The organism is Brevibacterium sp. CS2, assembly GCF_005280295.1.
Classification (GTDB): Bacteria; Actinomycetota; Actinomycetes; order Actinomycetales; family Brevibacteriaceae; genus Brevibacterium; species Brevibacterium pityocampae.
This window is the reverse complement of record NZ_CP040020.1, coordinates 14287-34740: the sequence shown is the minus strand read 5'-3', so window position 1 is coordinate 34740 and position 20454 is coordinate 14287. Positions and strand designations below refer to the sequence as shown.

Here is a 20454-nt window from a genome sequence, read left to right as displayed (position 1 = left end):
GCACCTGATCGGGGGACCCGGGGCAGTGGCGTAGGCTGGTCGCGTGGACCAGACACTCTTCCCGACTCCCCACGGAGTCGACGCCGATGACCCGATTCTCCGACTCCCCAAGGTGTCGCTGCACGATCACCTCGACGGCGGGCTGCGGCCCGCGACGATCGTCGAGCTCGCCCGCGAGGCCGGCCACACGCTGCCGGCCGACGACCCGGCCGATCTCGCCGCGTGGTTCTCCGCGTCTGCGAACTCCGGTGACCTCACCCGCTACCTCGAGACCTTCGAGAACACCATCGCGGTCATGCAGACCGCGCCCGCCCTCACCCGGGTGGCCCGCGAATGGGTGCTCGACCAGGTGGCCGACGGCGTGTTCTACGCCGAGGCGCGCTGGGCGCCCGAGCAGCACCTGCGCGCCGACCTCGACATGGATGCCGCCGTGATCGCGGTCCAGGCCGGCCTCGACGAGGGCGAGGCGATCGCCGCCGAGGCCGGACGGGTCATCCGCACCGGGCAGATCCTCACCGGCATGCGGCACGCGAACAACTCGCTCGCCGTCGCCGAGCTCGCGATCCGCCACCGCGACACCGGCGTGGTCGGCTTCGACATCGCCGGCGGCGAGGCGGGCAACCCGCCGGCCGCCCACCTCCAGGCCTTCGACTTTCTCCACCGCGAGTGCTTCCCGGTCACCATCCACGCCGGCGAGGCCGCGGGTGTGGAGTCGATCCTCGAGGCCGTGCAGGTGTGCGGCGCGCAGCGGATCGGCCACGGCGTGCGGATCGTCGAGGACATGGACGTCGTCGACGGCAACGGCACGCTCGGCCGGCTCGCCGCCTGGATCCTCGACCACCAGGTGCCGCTCGAGCTGTGCCCCTCGTCGAACCTCCAGACCGGGGCCGCCGGCTCGATCGCCGACCACCCGATCACCGGGCTCAAGGACCTCGGGTTCGCCGTCACCGTCAACCCCGACAACCGGCTGATGTCGGCGACCTCGGTGACCCGCGAGATGCGCCTCCTCGTCGACGAGGCCGGCTGGGACCAGAGCGACCTCGAGTGGGCGACGGTCAACGCGCTCGGCTGTGCGTTCATCCCGCTCGACGCCCGCGAGCGCTTCATCGATGAGATCCTGATCCCCGGATTCGAGCGGATCACTCTGTGACCGAGCGGCCCGAGCCCACCGCGGTCCGCCGGCCGTGGACGCTGTGGGCCGCACTCGCGATGGTGGCCGTCGAGGTCGCCGCCCTCCTCGTGTCCGCCGGATTCTTCGTCGTGCTCTCGCGCTCCGGGAGCACCGATGTCGCAACCTCGCTGCTGTCGCTCGCGGTGATGTTCGGCGTGCTCGCGCTCGGCCTCGTCGCCGTGATCATGGGGCTCTACCGGATGCACCGCTGGGCGCGGCCGGCGACGGTCGCCTGGCAGGTGCTGCTCATCCTGTTCGGCCTGTCGGTGCTCGGCTCCGGCTGGCTGCTGCCCGTCGGTTCGATCGTGCCGGCAGTGCTGTGCATCGTCGCGCTGTTCGCCCCGCCCTCGCTGCGCGCCTACGGTGCCGCGATCACCGAGCACGAGGCGCAGGCCCGGGCCGCCCAGGACGCGCTGTCCGCCGATGTCGCCGCCGCGATCGGCGTGGGCGTGGAGGGTGCGGATGGTGCGGATGGTGCGGGGGGTGCTGAGCGCGCGGAGGGCGCGGGGCGCTCCAGCCGTTCCACGCGCAGGAGCGGTCCGACGAAGAGCGTGGGCGGTTCGAAGAAGAAGTAGGGCTCAGCCCAGGTGCTGTCCGCAGGCCTCGGTGAGGAAGTCGCCGGCCGCCTCGCCCTCGGAGTCCCCGAGCGTCGCCGCGGTGCGCTGGATGCCCCACCACACCTCGGGCGCGCTCGCCCACAGCAGCCGCAGCTCCTCCCGGGATCCCGGGTCCTCGGCGAGCTGCTGGGCGGCCTGCTCGATCCGCTCGTTCGCGTCCTCGGCCGTGCACCGCTCCTCGGTGCTCGGACCGGTGGGCCTGACCTCGGCGATCTCGTCCGTGCTCACGGATTCGAGGGTGTACGCCGAGGACCCGACCTCGGTGACTGCGAAGGTGCCGAGGATCCGGTAGAACGGCGCCCGCTCGGCATCGACCGCCTCGGCGGGGAGGGTGATGCTCACACTGTCCGGGGTCGACGGCGTGAGCGTGACCTCGCCCTCCGCGCCGGGCTCCTGGTAGCTGTGGACGTAGACGTCGAGGTAGGCGTCCTCGCCGTCCGCCGCGGCGGTTTGCAGCCCGGACCACACGGGATCGCCCTCGACGGGCCCGCCGGGAGACACGTCGACGAGCGTGATCGCGGGAGCGGAGTCCGGGGTCTCGACGGGGGTCGCCACCTCGGGGCTCACCGAGGGCCGCGGGTCCGGGCGCTCGGTGCCGGTCGCCTCGCAGCCGGTGAGGGCGAGCAGCGCGCACGCAGCGGCTGCGGGAACGGTCAGGAAGCGCTGGCGCACACTCATCACCTTCAGCTGGGGAACGTCGACGGTCACGTGCAGTCTAGGGGTGAGCGGCGGCGCGGTCAGGGAGCAACGCCGCAGGGCAGGTCCGCACGGTAGTGCCCGATCGACCCGCGGGGCTCATCCGGCGGACGGCGCGCACCCGGCGGATGGTGCTCATCCGGCGGGCGGCGCCGGCCGGGAGCCCCGCGGGGCGAGGAGGGAGGCGAGAGCGGCCACCTCGTGCGCGGTCAGCCCGAGCCGGGGGAGCACCTCGGCGGCGGGGTGCGCCGCGAGGAACTCGGCGAGTGCCTCGGTGCGGGAGCCGGCCCAGGGCTCGAACACCGCGGGCGGCTCGTACTTCTCCACCGGGTGGCCGGAGGTGCGGTGGTACTCGTTGACCCGGTCGAGGGAGCGCCGGTAGTCGGCGATGATGTCGCGGTCGGCGACGCCGGCGAGCTGCAGCAGCCACGCGGAGACCAGCCCGGTCCGGTCGCGGCCGGCCGAGCAGTGGATGCAGACGCCGGGGCGGGGCGAGTCGGGAGAGGTCTGAGCGGCCGGGAGCCGGGCGATCCGGGCGAGCGCGCGCATGACCGCGGCGAGCTCGGCGGGGAAGTGGTCGAGGAGCAGGGGGTAGTGCTTGGGGTGGTTGAGATAGGGGTGGTCGAGCGCGTCGACGTAGTCCGCGACCGCGAAGTCCTCGACCGGCAGCTGGAGGATGTCGAAGGACTCCCCAGGCGGTCGCGGGAACGGGCGGGTCGCTGGGGCGGCGGTGCACCTCGGCGGGGGTGCGGAGGTCGATGACGTGCCTGATCCCGTACGCCGCGAGCTGCCGCCAGCCCTCCGCGGTGAGGCGTTCGCGCCGGCCCCCGCGGACCACCCGGCCGAACCGGGTGGGGCCGTGAGCGGTCGGGAGCCCGCCGAGGTCGCGGAGGTTGAGCGCGCCGTCGAACGCGAGCTCGCGGCGATCGGACTCGGTGCGGTGCCGGTCGCTCATTCGTCCTCGCCGTCGAACCCGGTGGAGAGCTGGCGCAGGAGCTCGCTGAGCTTGCGGCGCTGCGGGGCGGAGAGCTGCGCGAGGAGCTCGGCCTCGAGGACGAGGAGCTCCGCGAGCGCTCCGTCGACCTTGGCCTGCCCGGCCGCGGTGAGTCGCACGAGCACGCCGCGGCGGTCCGCGGGGTCGGGGTGCCGGGAGACCCAGCCGGCGGTGACGAGGCGGTCGATCCGATTGGTCATCGTCCCCGAGGTCACCATCATTTCGCCGATGAGGCGGGAGGGGGAGAGCTGATACGGCGCGCCGGAGCGCCGGAGCGCGGACAGCACGTCGAAGGCCCACACCTCGAGTCCGTGGTTGTGGAAGGTGACCTTGCGGGCCTTGTCGAGCTGCTTCGACAGGCGAGACACGCGCGACAGGACCTCCATCGGGGACACGTCGAGGTCGGGGCGCTCATGGCGCCACGCCGCGACGATCCGGTCGACCTCATCCATGCCCCCATGATACGTCGCCGTCAAGATACCGGTGCTTCAAGATTCTTGACGGCGAGGCCGGCGTGGTTTCGGGCGGGACCGGCGCGGGGCCGGGGCGACGCCGCCGTGAGGGCTGCGCGGGGCCGGGCGACGGGGAGCGGCAGGCGGGCTGCGTGCGGGCGACGGGAGCGCGGTTCGGGTGCGGCGGGCGCCTCGGGCCGGGGCCGGCGTCCACGTTCGGCCGGGTCGCTTGTGTCCGCACTCGGATGAGCGACTAGTGTGGGAAGCGGTTGATTCGCTTCATACCCACCCGCAAGCGGCGCGCCCGCAGGGCCACGGTCGATCCGGACCCGGACCGGGCGCGCACGGACGTAAGGAACACACGTGGATCTTTTCGAGTATCAGGCGCGTGACCTCTTCGAGAAGCACGGGGTGCCCGTGCTCCGCGCACAGGTCGCCGACACCCCCGAACGGGCGCAGGCCGCGGCCGAGGCGCTCGGCGGCGGCACCGTCGTCGTCAAGTCGCAGGTCAAGATCGGCGGCCGCGGCAAGGCCGGCGGCGTCAAGCTCGCCCACGACCCGGCCGAGGCCAAGGAGAAGGCCGAGGAGATCCTCGGCCTCGACATCAAGGGCCACATCACCAAGAAGGTCATGATCGCCGAGGGCGCGGACATCGCCGAGGAGTACTACTTCTCGATCCTCCTCGACCGCGCCAACCGCACCTACCTCGCCATGTGCTCCAAGGAGGGCGGCGTGGACATCGAGACCCTGGCCGAGGAGCGTCCCGAGGAGCTCGCCCGGGTCGCCGTGTCCCCGCTCACCGGGATCGACGCCGCGAAGGCCCAGGAGATCGTCGCCGCCGCCGGGTTCGAGGGCGACGTCGCATCCAAGATCGCCGTGGTGCTGCAGAAGCTGTGGACCGTGTTCGACGCCGAGGACGCCACCCTCGTCGAGGTCAACCCGCTCGTGTCGACCGCGTCCGGTGACATCATCGCGCTCGACGGCAAGGTCTCGCTCGACGAGAACGCCGAGTTCCGCCACGAGGACCACGCGGACCTCCAGGACATCGACGCCGAGGACCCGCTCGAGCTCAAGGCCAAGAAGCTCGGCCTCAACTACGTCAAGCTCGACGGCGAGGTCGGCGTGATCGGCAACGGCGCGGGCCTCGTCATGTCGACGCTCGACGTCGTCGCGTACGCCGGGGAGGACCACGGCGGCGTGAAGCCGGCGAACTTCCTCGACATCGGCGGCGGCGCCTCGGCCGAGGTCATGGCCAACGGCCTCGACGTGATCCTCGGTGACGAGCAGGTCAAGAGCGTGTTCGTCAACGTGTTCGGCGGCATCACCGCCTGCGACGCCGTGGCCAACGGCATCGTCAACGCCCTCGAGATCCTCGGCGACCAGGCCTCCAAGCCGCTCGTCGTCCGCCTCGACGGCAACAATGTGGAGGAGGGCCGTGCGATCCTCGAGCAGGCCGGACACCCGCTGGTGACCCTCACCGACACGATGGACGGCGGAGCCGACAAGGCCGCCGAACTCGCCGCCGCGAACTGATAGCCCGAAAGGTCGTATACACACCATGTCGATTTTCCTCAACCAGGATTCGAAGATCATCGTCCAGGGCATCACCGGCGGTGAGGGAACCAAGCACACCGCGCGGATGCTCGCCGCGGGCGCCAATGTGGTCGGCGGCGTCAACGCGCGCAAGGCCGGCACCACCGTGAGCCACAAGGACGCCTCCGGCGCGGACGTCGAGCTGCCGGTGTTCGCCTCCGTCGGCGAGGCGATGGAGGCCACCGGCGCGAACGTGTCCGTCGCCTTCGTGCCCCCGGCGTTCTCCAAGGACGCGGGTTTCGAGGCCATCGATGCCGGCATCGAGCTCCTCGTCATCATCACCGAGGGCATCCCGGTCCAGGACTCCGCCGCGATCTGGGCCCACGCCACCGAGAAGGGCAATGCGACCCGGATCATCGGCCCGAACTGCCCGGGCATCATCTCCCCCGGGGAGTCGCTCGCGGGCATCATCCCGGCGAACATCACGCAGAAGGGCAGGCTCGGCCTCGTGTCGAAGTCGGGCACCCTGACCTACCAGATGATGTACGAGCTGCGGGACCTCGGCTTCACCACCGCGATCGGCATCGGCGGCGACCCGGTCATAGGCACCACGCACATCGACGCGCTCGCCGCGTTCGAGGCGGACCCGGAGACCGAGGCGATCGTGATGATCGGCGAGATCGGCGGCGACGCCGAGGAGCGCGCGGCCGAGTTCATCAAGGCCAACGTCACCAAGCCGGTCGTCGGCTACGTCGCGGGCTTCACCGCCCCGGAGGGCAAGACCATGGGCCACGCCGGTGCGATTGTGTCCGGTTCGTCCGGCACCGCGCAGGCGAAGAAGGAGGCCCTCGAGGCCGCCGGCGTCAAGGTCGGCAAGACGCCTTCGGAGACCGCGCAGCTCATGCGCGATCTCCTCGCCTGATCTCCAGGCGACAGGCCGCGGGGCTGCCTTGCGGCAGATGCCCGCGAAAACTGCAGTGGCCCGCACAACCTGTTCAGGTTGTGCGGGCCACTGCAGTTTCTGCGGGAGTTTCGTGATTCGGACCGGGTGGTCAAGCGGCACTGCGGGTTGCGAGGTGCCGAGCGATGCGTGCGCACAGGCGTCGCATCGCCGCCGGGTCGAAGAGATCGCGCCATTCGACGCGGATGACCTCCCAGCCGGCGGCGCGCAGGTCGGCTTCCCGCCGACGCTCCTGCTTCAGCGCCGCCCGGCCGTCCGCATCATCGAGGAAGTACTTCCCGTAGCCGTCGAACTCGATCGCGAGCTTCGTCCCGGAGTGGGCGAAGTCCACACGTGCGACGAACCCGTGCTCGTCGTACACCGAATACTGCTCGACCAGGTCGCCGAGCAGCCCGGCACGATCGAGACGGATCTTGAGGAGTGCTTCGCCCGCGCTCTCGCTGCGCCCGCTGAGGAGGCGGAGCAGCGCGTCATCGACGTGCAGTCGCCTGCCGGGATGCGAGTCCCGAGAGACGATGAGGTCCTCGGCGGTGAGCGCTCCGCTGCGAAGGGCGGCCTCGGCCATCGGCAGCCCTTGGTCGAGGCCCCGGGTGCGTGCGATGTCCAGGACGGTCCGTGCGGGCGAGGTGGTGCGCAGTCCCGAGACCTCCACGATCTGATCGGCACCGACCTGCATCGATCGGAGCCGGGTGTACCCCTTCTGCCTGCTCTTGCCCGGTCGCTGCACCTCGACCAGCGGTCTCTCGTCGATCGCGAAGGGGAGGGCATGGAGATGGGCGGCACTGCCGTGCGAGAACACCGCAGCTCCGCTCGAGACGAGCCGGCCCCCATGCCCGGTTGCGGTGAACGCCTCGATGAGGAGGGCACGACCGGCGGCGTAGCGGATGTGCGCGGTGTTCGACCCGAGTGATGCCAAGCGGTCGTCATCGATCGGTTCGATCATCCGGGTGCCGGGGCGGTGGAGCGGTTCGGTGCATCGGCGGTGCAGCAGGTACACGCCGGGCATCAGTCGCTTGAGGCAGCACGCCGTCATGGCGGATATCGTGCGCCAGTGCGCCCCATGATCGAACAGATCCTGCTGAGTGACGATGAGGCTCATGGCACCAGGCTCCATCGCCCGGCAGCCCCGGACAAGACCCCCTCCACTGCCTGTGGACGACTGCCCGTCCTCAGGTCACAGGGCTCCATGAGGGGAAAGTCCCGCAATTCCTGCACTCACCCCTTCGACCTGAACAGGTTGTGAGGGGGATTGCAGGAATCGCGGGACTTTCGGGGAAGGCCGGGGCGGCCGCGCCAGGGTCAGGCCTTGACGGAGACCACGGGGACGGGCGAGCCGAGGATGATCCGCTGCGCGGACGAGCCCATGATGAGCTTGCCGACGGCCGAGCGCTTGCGGGAACCGATGATGATCATCGAGACCTCGGGGGACGCCTCCGCGAGCGCGAGGATCTCCTCGACGGCGTCGTTGCCGCGCAGGAACTGCTTGAGCTCGTACTTGATGCTCGCGGACTGGAGCTTCTTCACGATCTCGGCGAGCTGCTCCTCCGAGGCGACGCCGCGCTCGTCCTTCGATTCGCCGATCCCGGCGTTGAGCACGAGCAGGGTGTCGTCGAATGCGCGGGCCTGGCGGATGCCGAATTCCACTGCTGCGGTGCCTTCGGGGTTCGGCGTGTAGCCGACGAGAATGGTCATGGGGGATCTCCTCAACGGGGCCGGTCGTCCCTCTCCACCATAGTCGGCGCCGGCCGGACCGTGCACGAGGCGTCCGCCCCGGTCGGCCCGCCCCACCTGCGCCTCTGCGGTGGGGTGCGCACATCGGAGGCGTCGTCCCGACCTGCCGGGGTGCTCCTCCCCGCGGCGCGCAGCCTCCCTGCCGCACCGTCTCCGTAGACTGTCGCCATGCCCGCCTCCCTCCTGCCCGAAGCCCTGCTCCGCCCCGACGGACCGATCGCGGCCACCGACCGGGAGCTCGCCGCAGTGTTCGCCGGCTGGCCGCTCGGTCACCCCGATGCGCGCCTGGTCCAGGAGTACCTGACGGGCCGCGCTGCCGGGGTGCTCGACGTCTCCGGCCGACCGGCGGCGGGAAGCGGTGCGGAGGCCGCCACGATGGGGACGGACGGAAACGGCACGGACGGAGCGGGCACCGACCGAACTGACGGGGTTGACACTCCGGCACCCGGCTCGATCGTCCTCGACGACGCGAGCGGCGCCCTCGCTCTCGTGGTCGCACTCACCGGGGCCGGCCCGGTCGTCGCCTACGCGGACTCGATCGCAGCCGAGGAGTCCGCGCGCCGGGCCGTCGACGCGGTCGAGGCGGTCGGATCACGCATCCAGCGGATGGCATCCGTGCAGCCCACCCCCGGGTTGCGGGCGCTCGCCGAGGCATCGCGCTCCCTCCCCGGGCCCTGCCGGGTGATCCTCTCCGCACCGAAGGCGGTGCGGGTGCTCGACGAGTACCTCGAGGTGCTCGCCCCGGTGGCCGCGGAGTTCGTCGTCGTCGGACGCGACAAGCACATGAGCCGGGGGCTCAACGCCGAGCTCGCGAAGTTCTACGACCGCGTCGATGTGTCGCCCGGCCGCGCGAAGTCCCGACTCCTCATCGCCTCGCGACCGCGGAGCGCGGCTTCGCAGGGAACCGCATCGCACGCTCCGGTCCCGGGTGCCTCCGATCGGATCCCCGCCCCGCGGACCGCTGCCGTGAGCACGCGGGTCCCCGGCATCCCGGACATCCGGGTGAGCGCGTTCGGCGCCTGCTTCGGCGGCCCGACATCCGACCCCGGATCCGAGCTCCTCCTCGACGCCGTCCGCAGCCACCTCGGCCCGGCGGCACCGGCGACGGACCTGCCCGAAGCCGACGGCTCCCCGCCCGCGGCAGCGGAACCCGTTCCCACGGACGCCGACCAGCCGGTGGCGCCCCGCCGTATCCTCGACCTCGGCTGCGGCAACGGCTGGCTGCTCGCCGCGCTCGGCGCGCTCCACCCCGGAGCGGCACTCACCGGTGTGGACGTGTCCCGGGCGGCGATCGCCTCGGCCACGGTGACCTGCGCCGCCGGGACGCCTGACGGGAACGGCTCACGGGCTCGTGCCGCCGACCCGCACCACTCGCAGCCGACCTGTCCGCGGCTCCTCCTCCAGGACGCGACAGCTCCGCTGCCCTGGGGCGCGGGAGCCGAGGCAGTCGCGGCCGGCATGTTCGACCTCGTCGTCCTCAACCCGCCGTTCCATGACGGGACGACCATCGAGACGGGCACCGCGCGGACCCTCATCCACCGGGCGCACGAGCTGCTCGCCCCCGGTGGGCGCCTCGTCTGCGTCTTCAACTCGCACCTGCGGTACCGCCCGATCGTCGACCGCGTCTTCGGGACCTCCGTGCAGTGGGCGCGCGACCGCCGATTCACCGTGGTGAGCGCCGCAGTCCCGGCGTGACGGCACAGGCCGCCTTGCTGCGACCGGGACCAGCTCGGCTCTCCTCGGCGGAGCCGCCGTGACCTCGCCCACCTTCCCCGTCCGCCCGAACCGGCACCGTGCCCGAACCGATAGGATGAGAATCCGGACGAGCTCCGGGACGCCGACGAGAAGGATGTGAGAGGCCATGTGCGGAATCTGTGGTGAGATCGGGACCGTCCACGCGCCGGACAGCGCCGCGGTCCAGGCGATGAGCGAGGTCATGATCCCCCGCGGCCCCGACGGCCACGGCCTCTACGAGAAGGACCACGTCGTCTTCGGCCACCGCCGGCTCGCGATCATCGACCTCTCCGAGGCCGGCGCCCAGCCCATGCACGACCCGGACACGCGCCTGAGCATCGTCTTCAACGGCTGCATCTACAACTACCCCGAGCTCCTCGAGGAGCTCCGCGGGCTCGGCCACTCCTTCCGCGGCCACTCCGACACCGAGGTCATCCTCAAGGCCTACGCGCAGTGGGGCGAGGACTTCGTCCACCGCCTCAAGGGCATGTTCGCCTTCGCGCTGTTCGACGAGCGCTCCGGCCGCGTGCTCGTGGGCCGCGACCGCCTGGGCATCAAGCCCTTCTACTACGCCGAGGTCGACGGCGCCTTCCGCTTCGCCTCCTCCCTCCCGGCGATCCTCGCCGGCGGGGGCGTCGACACCCGGATCGACCCCGTCGCCCTCCACCACTACATGACCTTCCACGCCGTGGTGCCCGCGCCGTACACCATGCTCCAGGGGGTGCGGAAGCTCCCACCGGCCACCCTCATGTGGATCGAGCCCGACGGCACCCGCACCGAGCGGACCTACTGGGAGCCGATCTACGAGGACGACCCAGCGAAGGCCGAGTGGTCGGACAACGACTGGGAGGACGCGATCCTCGACAGCCTGCGCAACGCGGTGCGCCGCCGCCTCGTCGCCGACGTGCCGGTGGGCGTGCTGCTCTCCGGCGGGCTCGACTCGAGCCTCATCGTCGGCCTGCTCGCCGAGGAGGGCCAGCACGGCCTCAACACCTTCTCGATCGGCTTCGAGGCCGCCGGCGGCGAGGAGGGCGACGAGTTCAAGTACTCCGACGTCATCGCCGAGCACTTCGGCACCCGCCACCACCAGATCCGGATCGACACCGCGCGGATGTTGCCGGCGCTCGGCAACGCGATCCACGCGATGTCGGAGCCGATGGTCTCCCACGACGCGGTGGCCTTCTACCTCCTCAGCGAGGAGGTCGCCAAGCACGTCAAGGTCGTCCAGTCCGGGCAGGGCGCCGACGAGGTGTTCGCCGGCTACCACTGGTACCCGCCGATGTACGCCGCCGGCACCGACCCGGAGGCCGCGCTCGCGAGCTACCGGGGCGCGTTCTTCGACCGCAGCCACGAGGAGATGGCGCAGCTCGTCAGCCCCCGGTTCCTCGCCGGCTCGGACGTGTCCGGCGAATTCGTCGACGCCCACTTCCGGCACCCGGGCGCGTCGAGCGCGATCGACAAGGCGCTGCGGATCGACACCCAGATCATGCTCACCGACGACCCGGTCAAGCGCGTGGACAACATGACGATGGCGTGGGGCCTCGAGGCGCGAGTGCCGTTCCTCGACCACGACCTCGTCGAGCTCGCCGCGCAGTGCCCGGCCCGGCTCAAGACCGCGCAGGACGGCAAGGGCGTGCTCAAGGAGGCCGGCCGGAAGGTCATCCCGGCCGCCGTCATCGACCGGCCCAAGGGCTACTTCCCGGTGCCGGCGCTCAAGCACCTCGCCGGCCCCTACCTCGACATGGTGACCGACGCCGTGACCGGGCAGACCGCCCGGGACCGCGGGCTGTTCCAGCAGGACGCCGTCGCACAGCTGCTCCAGGACCCGAACGGCAACCTCACCCCGCTGCGCGGCAACCGCCTGTGGCAGATCGCGCTGCTCGAGCTGTGGTTCCAGAGCCACGGCATCACGGGGCCGGCCGCCTGAGCCGGCGACCGAGCCCACCGCCCACCCCGGCCCGGTCCCGACCGGTGCCGGCGAACAGGAGACATCGATGAAGACCGACGTGATCCAGGAGCTGGGCTGGGGCCGACTGGTCTTCGGCCAGACCTTCTCGGAGATCGAGGAGATCGGCCGCGTGCTGCGCGACGAGGCCGGCGGCACGCGCGACATCTGCATGTACCTCAAGGATCCGCACGTGCTCGTGGCACTCCACCCGGAGGAGTACTTCATCGACCCGAGCCACACGTACCGGCTCGACCTCACCGGGGAGATCCCGGAGTCGACCCCGATCCCGGGGATCGAGATCCGCCCCGTCCGCACGAAGGACGAGGCCGAGCGGATGAACCGGATCTACGTGCTCCGGCAGATGGTGCCCGCCGATGTCGAGGTGATGTGGGACAACCACAACCACAACCCCGCGGTGCAGTACCTCGTCGCGGTCGACACCGCCGACGGGGAGATCATCGGGACCGTCACCGGCGTGGACCACCGGGCGCTGTTCGACGACCCGGACCGCGGTTCCTCGCTGTGGTGCCTCGCCGTCGATCCGGCGACCGTCCACGCCGGGCTCGGCAAGCAGCTCGCGATCACCCTCGCCCATCGGATGCGCGATGCCGGCGCGGCGTTCATGGACCTGTCGGTGATGTGGGACAACGAGGGCGCGATCAAGCTCTACGAGCGGCTCGGCTTCGACCGCACCCCGGTCTACGGCATCAAGCGCAAGAACGCGATCAACGAGAAGCTGTACGCGAAGCGGCAGATCGAGGGACTCGAGGAGCTCAACCCGTACTCGCGGATCATCGCCGACGAGGCGATCCGCCGCGGCATCCGCGTCACCGTGCTCGACGCCGACACCGGCTACATCCAGCTCGAGCACGGCGGCCGCACCGTCATCACCCGGGAATCCCTGTCGCAGTACACCACCGCGGTGGCGATGAGCCGGTGCGAGGACAAGCGGGTCACCCGCAAGATCGTGGAGAAGGCCGGGGTGCGCGTGCCCCGGGGCCGCAGCGCCACCTTCGATCAGGAGGATGTCGAGTTCCTCGACGAGGTCGGCGCTCTCGTCGTCAAGCCGGTGCGCGGTGAGCAGGGCGCCGGGATCACCATCGGGGTGCAGACGGAGAAGCAGCTCAAGGACGCGCTCCGGCGCGCCGGGGGCGAGGGCTCCGAGGTGCTCCTCGAGGAGTTCGCCGAGGGCGACGACCTGCGGATCCTCGTCATCAACGGCCGCGTGTCGGCGGCGGCGATCCGCCGGCCGGCGACGATCGTCGGCGACGGCGAGACGCCGATCCACGAACTCATCCGCCGCCATTCGAAGCGGCGCGCCGCCGCGACCGGCGGGGAGTCGAAGATCCCGCTCGACGACGCGACCGAGGCGACCGTGCGCGAGGGCGGCTACACCTTCGACGACGTGCTCGAGGCGGGGGAGCGGCTGCAGGTCCGCCGGACCGCGAACCTCCACACCGGCGGCACCATCCACGACGTCACCGACCGGCTCAGCCCAGCCCTCGCCCAGGCGGCGCTCACCGCCACCAAGGCGATCGACATCCCGGTGAGCGGCATCGACCTGCTCGTGCCCGACGTCGAGGGCGAGGAGTACGTGTTCATCGAGGCCAATGAGCGTCCCGGGCTGGCGAACCACGAACCGCAGCCCGTGCCGGCGGAGTTCATCGACTACCTGTTCCCGAACTCCGCCCGCACCCCGTGGACCTGGCAGCCGGAGAAGCCGCAGGACCCCGTCAACTGAGGTCCCCGCGCGCCGCCGCCCGAGACCGTTTCACCGGCGGTTCGTCGAGCCGCTACTCTTGCCGTGAGCAGTGAGAACGCAGCAGGAGGCACCATGAAGGACCATACGGACGACCTCGCCGGGATCGATGCGGTCGGCACCGACACCGCAGGAACGGACACGACCACCACCGGCACCGCCCGGGCCGGCACCGCACCGAGCGACGACCGGACGATCGACGTGCAGGAGCTCGGCAAGGCGAACCTCACCGGGTTCCAGGACCTGTCGACCGGTGAGATCGACACCGAGTGGATGGTCGACATCCTGTTCCGGCTGCTGCGCACCCCCAGCCCGTCCGGCCGCACGGACGCCGTCATGCAGTACATCGGCGACATCGTCAACGACCTCGGACTCGACTCGACGGTGACCCGGCAGGGCACCCTCATCGTCGACCTGCCGGGGGAGACGGAGACCTTCGACCGCTCGCTCGTCGTGCACGCCGACACGATCGGCTGCATGGTGTCGGGTCTCAAGCCCAACGGGCGCCTCTCAGTGGTGCCGGTCGGCACCTTCTCCGCACGCTTCGCCGAGGGCGCCCGGGTGCAGATCGTCACCGAGTTCCCCGACGTCGTCTACACCGGCACCATCCTGCCGCTCAAGTCGAGCGGGCACGCGTTCGGCGACGAGATCGACACGCAGGGCGTCGGCTGGGAGCACGTCGAAGTCCGCGTCGACGAGCGCGTCGAGTCGAGGGAGGGGCTCGAGGAGCTCGGCATCGAGATCGGGAACACCGTGGCGCTCATGGCCGGGCCGCAGCGGTCCCGCTCCGGGTACATCAACTCCCGCCACCTCGACGGCAAGGCCGGGGTCGCGATCGCGCTCGCCGCGGCGAAGAGCGTCAAGGAGGGCCGTCTGCGCCTGCCGCACCGGACGAGCATCATGGTGACGATCTTCGAAGAGGTCGGCCACGGTGCCTCGTCCGGGGTGTCCGACGACGTCGCAGAGCTCGTGTCGATCGACAACGCGGTGTGCGCGCCGGGTCAGAATGCGATCGAGTACGGCATCACGATCCCGCTCAAGGACATGCACGGGCCCTTCGACTACCACCTCACCCGCAAGCTCATCACGCTGGCCCAGCGCCACGAGCTGCCGGTGGCCCGCGACATCTTCCACTTCTACCGCTCCGATGTCGCCGCCGCGCTCGAGGCCGGTGCCGGGGCGCGCGCGGCGCTCCTGGCGTTCGGACTCGATGCCTCGCACGGCTGGGAGCGCACGCACGTCGACTCCCTCAGGGCCTGCGCGGAGCTCGTCACGCTGTGGCTGCAGACGCCGCTCACCCTCGAGGAGTGGGACGCGAACAAGACCGGAGACCTCAAGGACTTCCCGTCCCAGCGGCAGCCGGCGATCGGGGAGCGGCCCGGCGACATGCAGCACGAGGGCAAGATCTCCAACGTCCCGCGCTACCGGCCCGACGAGGACCCGGGCACGGACCTGCAGCCCGACCAGGGTTGAGATCGGTCGCTCCCCGGCGCTGCGGTGCCGGGGGGAGCGGGCCGGGGCCGAGGTGTGCGCGAGAGGGGACTTGAACCCCTACGTCCGAAGACACTGGAACCTAAATCCAGCGCGTCTACCGATTCCGCCACTCGCGCGAGTCGCACCGAGATCCTATCCCACGAGCAGGTGGAGCCGTGCTCGAGGTGCCCCGGTGCGACGGCAGCGCTCAGTCGAGGCCGAGCTGCTTGCGGAGCCGGGCGACGTGCCCGGTGGCCTTGACGTTGTACTGAGCGTGCTCGACCGTGCCCTCGGCGTCGATCACGACAGTGGAGCGGATGACGCCCTGCACGACCTTGCCGTAGTTCTTCTTCTCGCCGAACGCGCCCCACTCCTTCATCATCTCCTTGTCCGGATCGGACAGGAGCGGGAAGTTCAGCCCCTCCTTCTCGACGAACTTCGCGAGCTTCTCCGGGGAGTCAGGTGAGACCCCGAGCACTGCGACGCCGGCGGCCTCGAGCGCGGCGAGGGAGTCGCGGAAGTCGCATGCCTGGGTGGTGCAGCCCGGGGTCATGGCCGCGGGATAGAAGTACACGACCACACGGCGGCCGCGGTAGTCCGACAGCGTAACGGGGGCGCCGGTGGAATCGGGCAGGGTGAAGTCCGGGGCGGTGTCGCCGATCTCGAGGCGGGGCACGATGGAGTCCTTTCTCTGGCGGTCTGTCCGGTTCAACCATAGCCGCCGGGATTCGGTAAGCTCAGGGGCGAAGGATACGGTGCGGCACCCGGGCGCAGCAGCGGCGACTGCAGGCTCTGGGCGCGGGGCGCGGCACCGCCACACCCGCCGACCCGAGGACACATCACCATGAGCAGCAACGTCTACACCTCCGACGTCACCGTCGACTCCGCCGACAAGGCCCAGCTCGTCGAATCGATCCGCCTGCGCGAACAGCGCCTCGCCGCGAATGTCGACGAGCTCATGGGGCGGGTGCACCCCTCGGCGCTGGCGAACCGCGCGGCGGAGAGCGCCAAGTCCGTGCTCGTGGCCGACGACGGCTCGGTCAAGTCGGATCGCGCGGCGCTCATCGGCGGTGTGATCCTCAGCGTCGCCGCACTCGTCACTTTCCTCGCCATCCGGAAGTCGCGTGCCTGATTCCGCAGGCCTCCCGATCCGGATGCTCCACGACCGGATCCTCGTCCAGCCGGATCGGGAATCGGGCGAGCGGAAGTCCCGCGCCGGGATCGTCATCCCCGCCACCGCGGCGGTGGGCCGCCGGCTCGGCTGGGGAGAGGTCGTCGCCGCGGGTCCGCACGTCCGCCAGGTGAGCCTGGGCGACATGATCCTCTTCGATCCCGAGGACCGCGCCGAGGTCGAGTTCGAGGGCAGTGCGTACACGCTCCTGCGGGAGCGCGACGTCCACGCGATCGGACAGCAGGCCGGCGACGAATCGACCGGGCTCTACCTCTGATCCGGTGCCCGGAGTGAAACGTGCCACATTCTCCGGATTCGAGTTCTCGTCGGCCTCGGAGTGAGTGTATAGTGGTGACTCGTTGCGCACCTCTAGCTCAATTGGTAGAGCAACTGACTCTTAATCAGTGGGTTCCGGGTTCGAGTCCCGGGGGGTGTACCACCGAAAGCGTCCGTCCAGGTCTGATGACCAGGGCGGGCGCTTTCTCATGTGCCGGGCACCTGGGCGGTGCCCATGTGCGGGGTCCGGGAGCTGGGGGCGCGACAGCCCGGTGAAGCCTCGACGGCAGTCCGGTTCGGGGTGGTTCGGTCGGGGCCGCGGGGGCTTCAGTGCTCGTCGGAGCCGCGACGGCCGATGACGAAGGCGATGAAGGCCAGGCACAGCAGGCCGATGGCGATGAGCGCTGCGAGCGGCCAGCTGAAGCCGAACCCGGTGGCGTCACCGGCGGCATCGATATCGGAGTCGGTGTCGGGATCAGGGGTCGCGTCGTCGGTCCCGTCGCTGATGACGTCCTGGTCGTCCTGGGAGCCCGGAGCCTGCGGCACCGGATCGGAGTAGTCCTCGTTCAGCGCCTGGCCCGAGTTCCCCGCCTGCGGAGCCCAGTCGGTGCCGGCCCTGTTGGGGACCTCGGTGCCCGAGGAGCCGCCGCTGCCGGTCACCGGATCGTTCGTCCGCGGTCGCCGCTCGCCGGATCCGGAACCGCGGTCGTCCGCTCCCGGACCGGAGTCGTCGGACTCGGGGTCGGCCGGCTCGTCACCGCTGTCGTCGGGGTCATCGGAGTCGTCGCGCGGTCCGGAATCGTCGCGCCCCGGGTCATCCGGGGTCGGTTCGGGCTCAGGGGAGCTCGGAGTCGGGGTGGGTTCCGGGGTCGGTTCGGGCTCAGGGGAGCTCGGAGCCGGGGTGGGTTCCGGGGTGGGGGTGCCGCTCGGAGTCCCCTCATCCGGATCGGTTCCACCATCGCCGGGGTTCTCCGGGTCGCCCGTGGGAGTCGGGGTCGGCGTGGGCGCGGCTGTCGCCGACGGAGAAGAGGTGTCCGTGGGAGTGGGGCCCGGTGTCGGGGAGGCGGTCTCCGTCGGACTGGGGTCGGGCGTCGGCTCGGACGTCGGCGTATCCGTCGGCTCCGGTGCCGCGGTCGGGCCCGGCGTCGGATCTGCGGTCGGTTCCGGTGTCGGATCTGCGGTCGGATCGACCGGCCCCAGGCCGGGGTCATCGCTCGGGTCCGAGCCCGGTTCGCTCGGGCCGATCTCCGGGTCCTCCGCGGGCGCCTCGGCATCGGTGCCGCTGTCCTGCGGAACGTCCTGCGGGGATTCCTGCTGCGGAGCCTCCGGCGCCGGTTCCGTCGGGATCGCGGCGGGGCCCGGAACGTTCGTGGGCTGCGGTGAGGGGGCGGGCGCCTCGGGTGCGGTGTCGGACTCGGATGCCGGGGGAGCGGGTGCGGGCCCGGCCGTCGGAACGGCTGCCGCCCCGATCGCGGAACCGCCGGCGAGGAGCGCAGCGACGCCCACGGCGGCGGCGGTGCGGCCGATCATCGGGCTGGGGCGCACGTGCGGTCCTCGGGGTCGACATCGAATGGAGGAGTTCCGGGGTGTGGCCCGGGGTCGTCGTCGCCGGCGTTCGATCAGGGTGGTGGCCGAGCGGGGGACGGCTGTGACGCTCCTGTGTTCATCGTAACGACTACGGTGCGTAGAAGACGAAAGCGACGCTTACACAACGACCGCAATTCGTGCGCGGCGCGGTTCGCGCCCATGCGGCGCCGGGTTCACTGGGCGGGGTAGCCGACGACCCGGTCCTGGCCGGTGCGCACGATCGCGTGGGAACCGGAGTCGGTGACGGCGAGCAGATTCGCGTCCGAGCGCCACGCGGTGTTGCCGTGGAGCAGGTACCGCGTGTCGTCGATCGACGAGGGCACGATCTCCCCGCGCGGCTCGGCCATGCGCAGGTGGTGCGCGGTGGCGTTGCGCACGAGCAGCCCGCCGTCGACGGTGAAGAGGTAGGGGCCGATGACGGCCAGGCGGTATCCCTGCCCGCGCACCCAGTTCGCCTCGCCCACCGCGTCGGTCGTGGTCGACACGGTGGAGAAGATGCGACCGTCCGCGGCGGAGTGGACGACGAGCTGGATCCGGTGGCCGCTCGTCGCGCTCGCGCCCGGTTCGCCCCACAGCGACACGATCTTGCCGTGCCCGGCGGTCACCCAGCGGAAGATCTGCAGGTCGTCGGACGGGCTCTCGAGGAGGATCTCGGAGCTCTCGGCGGTGTCGACGTCCGTCGTGGTCACCGTGCCGGAGAACTCCGCGCTGATGAGCGCGGTGCCGTCGAGCGCCATCGGTGTGTACCCCGGGTCCGGGGTGGGGATCGCGGTGAGGCCGTCGCGGGTGAAGGTCGACAGGGAGTTGCCCTCCTTGATGAGCACGCTCGTGCCGGCCGAGGAGATGCGGGCGTCGTCCGGGATCGTGTACTCGATCGGGGCGGTCTCGCCGTCGAACAGGGCCTGGGCGCGGTCTCCGGTGCGCCACACGAGCGCGCGCTCGCCATCGATGACGGTGTCGACCGCGAAGCTGATCGGCGCGTCGATGTCCTCCGTGTACCGGGACTCGCCGGTTTCCGGGTCGAGGACGGCGAGGGCGTTGCCGTCGACGACGAGCACGCCGCGGCCCGTCGCCGTGACCGAGGCGGTCGCCGGCACCTCGGACTCCCACGTCGGCTGGGCGGCGAAACCGGGGACCGGGGTCCGGCCGTCCTCGAGGGCGAGCGAGTCCTCAGAGGTGTTCGTGCTGCCGGCCGGGATGCTCTGCGGGGTCAGCCCGTCGGGGGAGCCGATGATCCGGGGCAGGAAATAGGCGCCGAGCGCGACGACGAGCATGACCGCGAGAACGATCGTCGGTGCGGTGAGACCGCGCACCCGCGACCGACGGGGGTGATGCCGAGCGGCCCCGCTGTCGGGGGCCTTCGAGCGGGTGGGCGCACTGCGCGCGGACTGCGCCGCGGTCCGGCGGTCGGCCTGGCGCTGGGCCCGGCGGCGGGTGCGCGCATTCGCGCCGGGAGCGGCCGGACCGGAGTACGGGGTGCCGATCGGATAGCCGTCGGGCGTGCTGGCGCGCGGCGGCGTGGCATCCGACGAGGCGGGCTCCTCAGGCGCGGGTGGCTCCTCCGGCGCGGCGGTCGGGATCTCGGACTGCTGCGAGGGTACGGCCGGCTGCGAGGGTGCGGATTGCTGCGAGGGTGCGAGCGGTGCGGCCTGCATGGAGACGCGGCCGCTCGGATCGATGTGGAGCGTGCGCACGGTGCCGGCGTCGTGGATCTCGAGGGTGACGGGCTGACCGCCCTCGCGGGCGAGCGCGGTCAGCCGGGTCATGGCAGCACCCAGGTCGGGATGGTGGGAGGTGGCACCATCCACGGTCGCTTCCGCCGAGCGATCGGCGGAGACGTGCACCTGGGCGATGGGCATGGAGCGGGTGACCTCGGTTCGGGATTCGGAGACGGGGAGGCGTGCGGCGACGACGACGGAGACAAGCATACGAACGTGCTCCGGGCATGACTGCGTCCGAGTCCGAATAGTTACCCTTCGGCGACCCAATCGTTGCGTTCCTCAGCGTTCGTGGAGGAACCGTCGGGGCGGGGGCGGGCAGGCATTGTTCCTGCTGTCGGCGGCGAGTGCAGGGCAACAGCGGCCGAGGTGCGAGGCACAGGCTGCACGGCGCCGGTGGAGTGCGGGATTCATCACACCCACCCGGTTTGCCCACCGGCCTGGGACCGCCCTAGAATGGTCGATGCTGCCTGCTGGCAGCGATGGTGGCTATAGCTCAGCTGGTAGAGCACCGCGTTGTGGTCGCGGGGGTCGCGGGTTCAAGTCCCGTTAGCCACCCCAAACGGGTCAGGTTTGAACTCGCGGCCAAGGGTCCGCCCTTGGTCGAGGGTTCAGCCTGGCCCATTCTCTTTG

The 20454-nt window shown here is 71.1% G+C and carries 18 protein-coding genes, 3 tRNA genes and 1 pseudogene; 12 read left to right on the top strand and 10 right to left on the bottom strand.

Annotated features, from left to right (window positions below):
- Positions 1 to 43: 43 nt before the first annotated feature.
- Both FDF13_RS00155 and FDF13_RS00150 read left to right on the top strand, forming a co-directional pair.
- The gene (locus FDF13_RS00155) at positions 44 to 1150 is read left to right on the top strand and encodes an adenosine deaminase (RefSeq protein ID WP_137317932.1); all 1107 of its coding nucleotides are present in this window, start codon (positions 44 to 46) and stop codon (positions 1148 to 1150) included.
- Positions 1147 to 1746: a hypothetical protein gene (locus FDF13_RS00150; protein ID WP_137317931.1), complete on the top strand. Its 600-nt coding sequence runs from the start codon at positions 1147 to 1149 to the stop codon at positions 1744 to 1746. The genes FDF13_RS00155 and FDF13_RS00150 overlap by 4 nt, the downstream gene beginning before the upstream one ends.
- 3 nt (positions 1747 to 1749) lie before the next feature.
- Here FDF13_RS00150 and FDF13_RS00145 read toward each other — a convergent pair whose 3' ends face one another.
- The 4 genes and pseudogenes from FDF13_RS00145 to FDF13_RS00130 all read right to left on the bottom strand — a co-directional run bounded on the left by FDF13_RS00145 (position 1750) and on the right by FDF13_RS00130 (position 3930).
- Positions 1750 to 2460: a hypothetical protein gene (locus FDF13_RS00145; RefSeq protein WP_254668835.1), complete on the bottom strand. Its 711-nt coding sequence runs from the start codon at positions 2458 to 2460 to the stop codon at positions 1750 to 1752.
- A 159-nt stretch (positions 2461 to 2619) separates the two neighbouring features.
- Positions 2620 to 3072 (bottom strand): tyrosine-protein phosphatase, encoded by a 453-nt coding sequence (locus FDF13_RS00140; RefSeq protein ID WP_368074062.1) that lies wholly within the window; start codon positions 3070 to 3072, stop codon positions 2620 to 2622.
- Positions 3073 to 3253: 181 nt separating this feature from the next.
- A pseudogene (locus FDF13_RS00135) lies at positions 3254 to 3439 on the bottom strand (tyrosine-protein phosphatase); the annotation flags it as partial.
- Positions 3436 to 3930 carry a MarR family winged helix-turn-helix transcriptional regulator gene (locus tag FDF13_RS00130; RefSeq protein WP_137317928.1) on the bottom strand — a complete coding sequence of 165 codons (495 nt, stop codon included), beginning with the start codon at positions 3928 to 3930 and terminating at the stop codon, positions 3436 to 3438. The gene FDF13_RS00130 and the pseudogene FDF13_RS00135, both read right to left, overlap by 4 nt.
- A gap of 363 nt (positions 3931 to 4293) precedes the next feature.
- Here FDF13_RS00130 and sucC point away from each other — a divergent pair, with 363 nt between their 5' ends.
- Together sucC and sucD are read left to right on the top strand one after the other, a co-directional pair.
- On the top strand, positions 4294 to 5463 hold the full coding sequence (gene sucC, locus FDF13_RS00125) for an ADP-forming succinate--CoA ligase subunit beta (RefSeq protein ID WP_137317927.1): 1170 nt from the start codon (positions 4294 to 4296) through the stop codon (positions 5461 to 5463).
- Between the two features lie 25 nt (positions 5464 to 5488).
- Entirely contained in the window at positions 5489 to 6385 is an 897-nt protein-coding gene (gene sucD / locus FDF13_RS00120) for a succinate--CoA ligase subunit alpha (protein ID WP_137317926.1), read from the top strand.
- 130 nt (positions 6386 to 6515) lie between these two features.
- On the opposite strand, the gene FDF13_RS00115 is transcribed toward sucD, so the two are convergent.
- Both FDF13_RS00115 and FDF13_RS00110 read right to left on the bottom strand, forming a co-directional pair.
- On the bottom strand, positions 6516 to 7523 hold the full coding sequence (locus FDF13_RS00115; protein ID WP_137317925.1) for a hypothetical protein: 1008 nt from the start codon (positions 7521 to 7523) through the stop codon (positions 6516 to 6518).
- A gap of 200 nt (positions 7524 to 7723) precedes the next feature.
- Positions 7724 to 8116 (bottom strand): universal stress protein, encoded by a 393-nt coding sequence (locus FDF13_RS00110; protein ID WP_137317924.1) that lies wholly within the window; start codon positions 8114 to 8116, stop codon positions 7724 to 7726.
- A 207-nt stretch (positions 8117 to 8323) separates the two neighbouring features.
- On the opposite strand from FDF13_RS00110, the gene FDF13_RS00105 reads away from it, so the two are divergent.
- From FDF13_RS00105 to FDF13_RS00090, 4 genes are all read left to right on the top strand, one after another.
- Complete coding sequence (locus FDF13_RS00105; RefSeq protein WP_137317923.1) at positions 8324 to 9850, top strand: class I SAM-dependent methyltransferase; 1527 nt, start codon at positions 8324 to 8326, stop codon at positions 9848 to 9850.
- Between the two features lie 166 nt (positions 9851 to 10016).
- Positions 10017 to 11816 carry an N-acetylglutaminylglutamine amidotransferase gene (locus FDF13_RS00100; RefSeq protein ID WP_137317922.1) on the top strand — a complete coding sequence of 600 codons (1800 nt, stop codon included), beginning with the start codon at positions 10017 to 10019 and terminating at the stop codon, positions 11814 to 11816.
- Between the two features lie 67 nt (positions 11817 to 11883).
- Positions 11884 to 13578, top strand: a complete 1695-nt coding sequence (ngg, locus tag FDF13_RS00095) for an N-acetylglutaminylglutamine synthetase (protein ID WP_137317921.1) — start codon at positions 11884 to 11886, stop codon at positions 13576 to 13578.
- Positions 13579 to 13671: 93 nt separating this feature from the next.
- A complete protein-coding gene (locus FDF13_RS00090; protein WP_217494872.1) occupies positions 13672 to 15069 on the top strand; it encodes an osmoprotectant NAGGN system M42 family peptidase in 1398 nt (465 codons plus the stop codon).
- A gap of 55 nt (positions 15070 to 15124) precedes the next feature.
- Here the strand turns inward: FDF13_RS00090 and FDF13_RS00085 are convergent.
- Both FDF13_RS00085 and bcp read right to left on the bottom strand, forming a co-directional pair.
- Positions 15125 to 15206: transfer RNA gene (locus FDF13_RS00085), tRNA-Leu, on the bottom strand.
- Positions 15207 to 15277: 71 nt separating this feature from the next.
- Positions 15278 to 15745 (bottom strand): thioredoxin-dependent thiol peroxidase, encoded by a 468-nt coding sequence (bcp, locus tag FDF13_RS00080; protein ID WP_137317920.1) that lies wholly within the window; start codon positions 15743 to 15745, stop codon positions 15278 to 15280.
- Between the two features lie 168 nt (positions 15746 to 15913).
- Between bcp and FDF13_RS00075 the strand changes: the two genes are divergently transcribed.
- From FDF13_RS00075 to FDF13_RS00065, 3 genes are all read left to right on the top strand, one after another.
- Entirely contained in the window at positions 15914 to 16201 is a 288-nt protein-coding gene (locus FDF13_RS00075; protein WP_137317919.1) for a DUF3618 domain-containing protein, read from the top strand.
- Positions 16194 to 16517: a co-chaperone GroES gene (locus FDF13_RS00070; protein WP_254668834.1), complete on the top strand. Its 324-nt coding sequence runs from the start codon at positions 16194 to 16196 to the stop codon at positions 16515 to 16517. The genes FDF13_RS00075 and FDF13_RS00070 overlap by 8 nt, the downstream gene beginning before the upstream one ends.
- An 86-nt stretch (positions 16518 to 16603) precedes the next feature.
- Positions 16604 to 16679 (top strand) — tRNA-Lys (locus FDF13_RS00065).
- Positions 16680 to 16843: 164 nt separating this feature from the next.
- Here FDF13_RS00065 and FDF13_RS00060 read toward each other — a convergent pair.
- Both FDF13_RS00060 and FDF13_RS00055 read right to left on the bottom strand, forming a co-directional pair.
- Positions 16844 to 18061, bottom strand: coding sequence for a hypothetical protein (locus FDF13_RS00060; RefSeq protein ID WP_137317918.1), 1218 nt, complete (start codon positions 18059 to 18061; stop codon positions 16844 to 16846).
- A gap of 215 nt (positions 18062 to 18276) precedes the next feature.
- The gene (locus FDF13_RS00055; protein ID WP_137317917.1) at positions 18277 to 20031 is read right to left on the bottom strand and encodes a hypothetical protein; all 1755 of its coding nucleotides are present in this window, start codon (positions 20029 to 20031) and stop codon (positions 18277 to 18279) included.
- Between the two features lie 275 nt (positions 20032 to 20306).
- Here FDF13_RS00055 and FDF13_RS00050 point away from each other — a divergent pair.
- Positions 20307 to 20382, top strand: a tRNA-His gene (locus FDF13_RS00050).
- Positions 20383 to 20454 lie beyond the last annotated feature (72 nt).

What these genes read in the sequence shown, in the direction of transcription:
- sucD (WP_137317926.1), top strand. Translation starts at nt 5,489, where the DNA reads ATGTCGATTTTCCTCAACCAGGATTCGAAGATCATCGTCCAGGGCATC.
- ngg (WP_137317921.1), top strand. Translation starts at nt 11,884, where the DNA reads ATGAAGACCGACGTGATCCAGGAGCTGGGCTGGGGCCGACTGGTCTTC.
- FDF13_RS00130 (WP_137317928.1), bottom strand. Translation starts at nt 3,930, where the DNA reads ATGGATGAGGTCGACCGGATCGTCGCGGCGTGGCGCCATGAGCGCCCC.
- FDF13_RS00055 (WP_137317917.1), bottom strand. Translation starts at nt 20,031, where the DNA reads ATGCTTGTCTCCGTCGTCGTCGCCGCACGCCTCCCCGTCTCCGAATCC.
- FDF13_RS00090 (WP_217494872.1), top strand. Translation starts at nt 13,672, where the DNA reads ATGAAGGACCATACGGACGACCTCGCCGGGATCGATGCGGTCGGCACC.
- FDF13_RS00115 (WP_137317925.1), bottom strand. Translation starts at nt 7,523, where the DNA reads ATGAGCCTCATCGTCACTCAGCAGGATCTGTTCGATCATGGGGCGCAC.
- FDF13_RS00110 (WP_137317924.1), bottom strand. Translation starts at nt 8,116, where the DNA reads ATGACCATTCTCGTCGGCTACACGCCGAACCCCGAAGGCACCGCAGCA.
- FDF13_RS00105 (WP_137317923.1), top strand. Translation starts at nt 8,324, where the DNA reads ATGCCCGCCTCCCTCCTGCCCGAAGCCCTGCTCCGCCCCGACGGACCG.
- FDF13_RS00075 (WP_137317919.1), top strand. Translation starts at nt 15,914, where the DNA reads ATGAGCAGCAACGTCTACACCTCCGACGTCACCGTCGACTCCGCCGAC.
- FDF13_RS00100 (WP_137317922.1), top strand. Translation starts at nt 10,017, where the DNA reads ATGTGCGGAATCTGTGGTGAGATCGGGACCGTCCACGCGCCGGACAGC.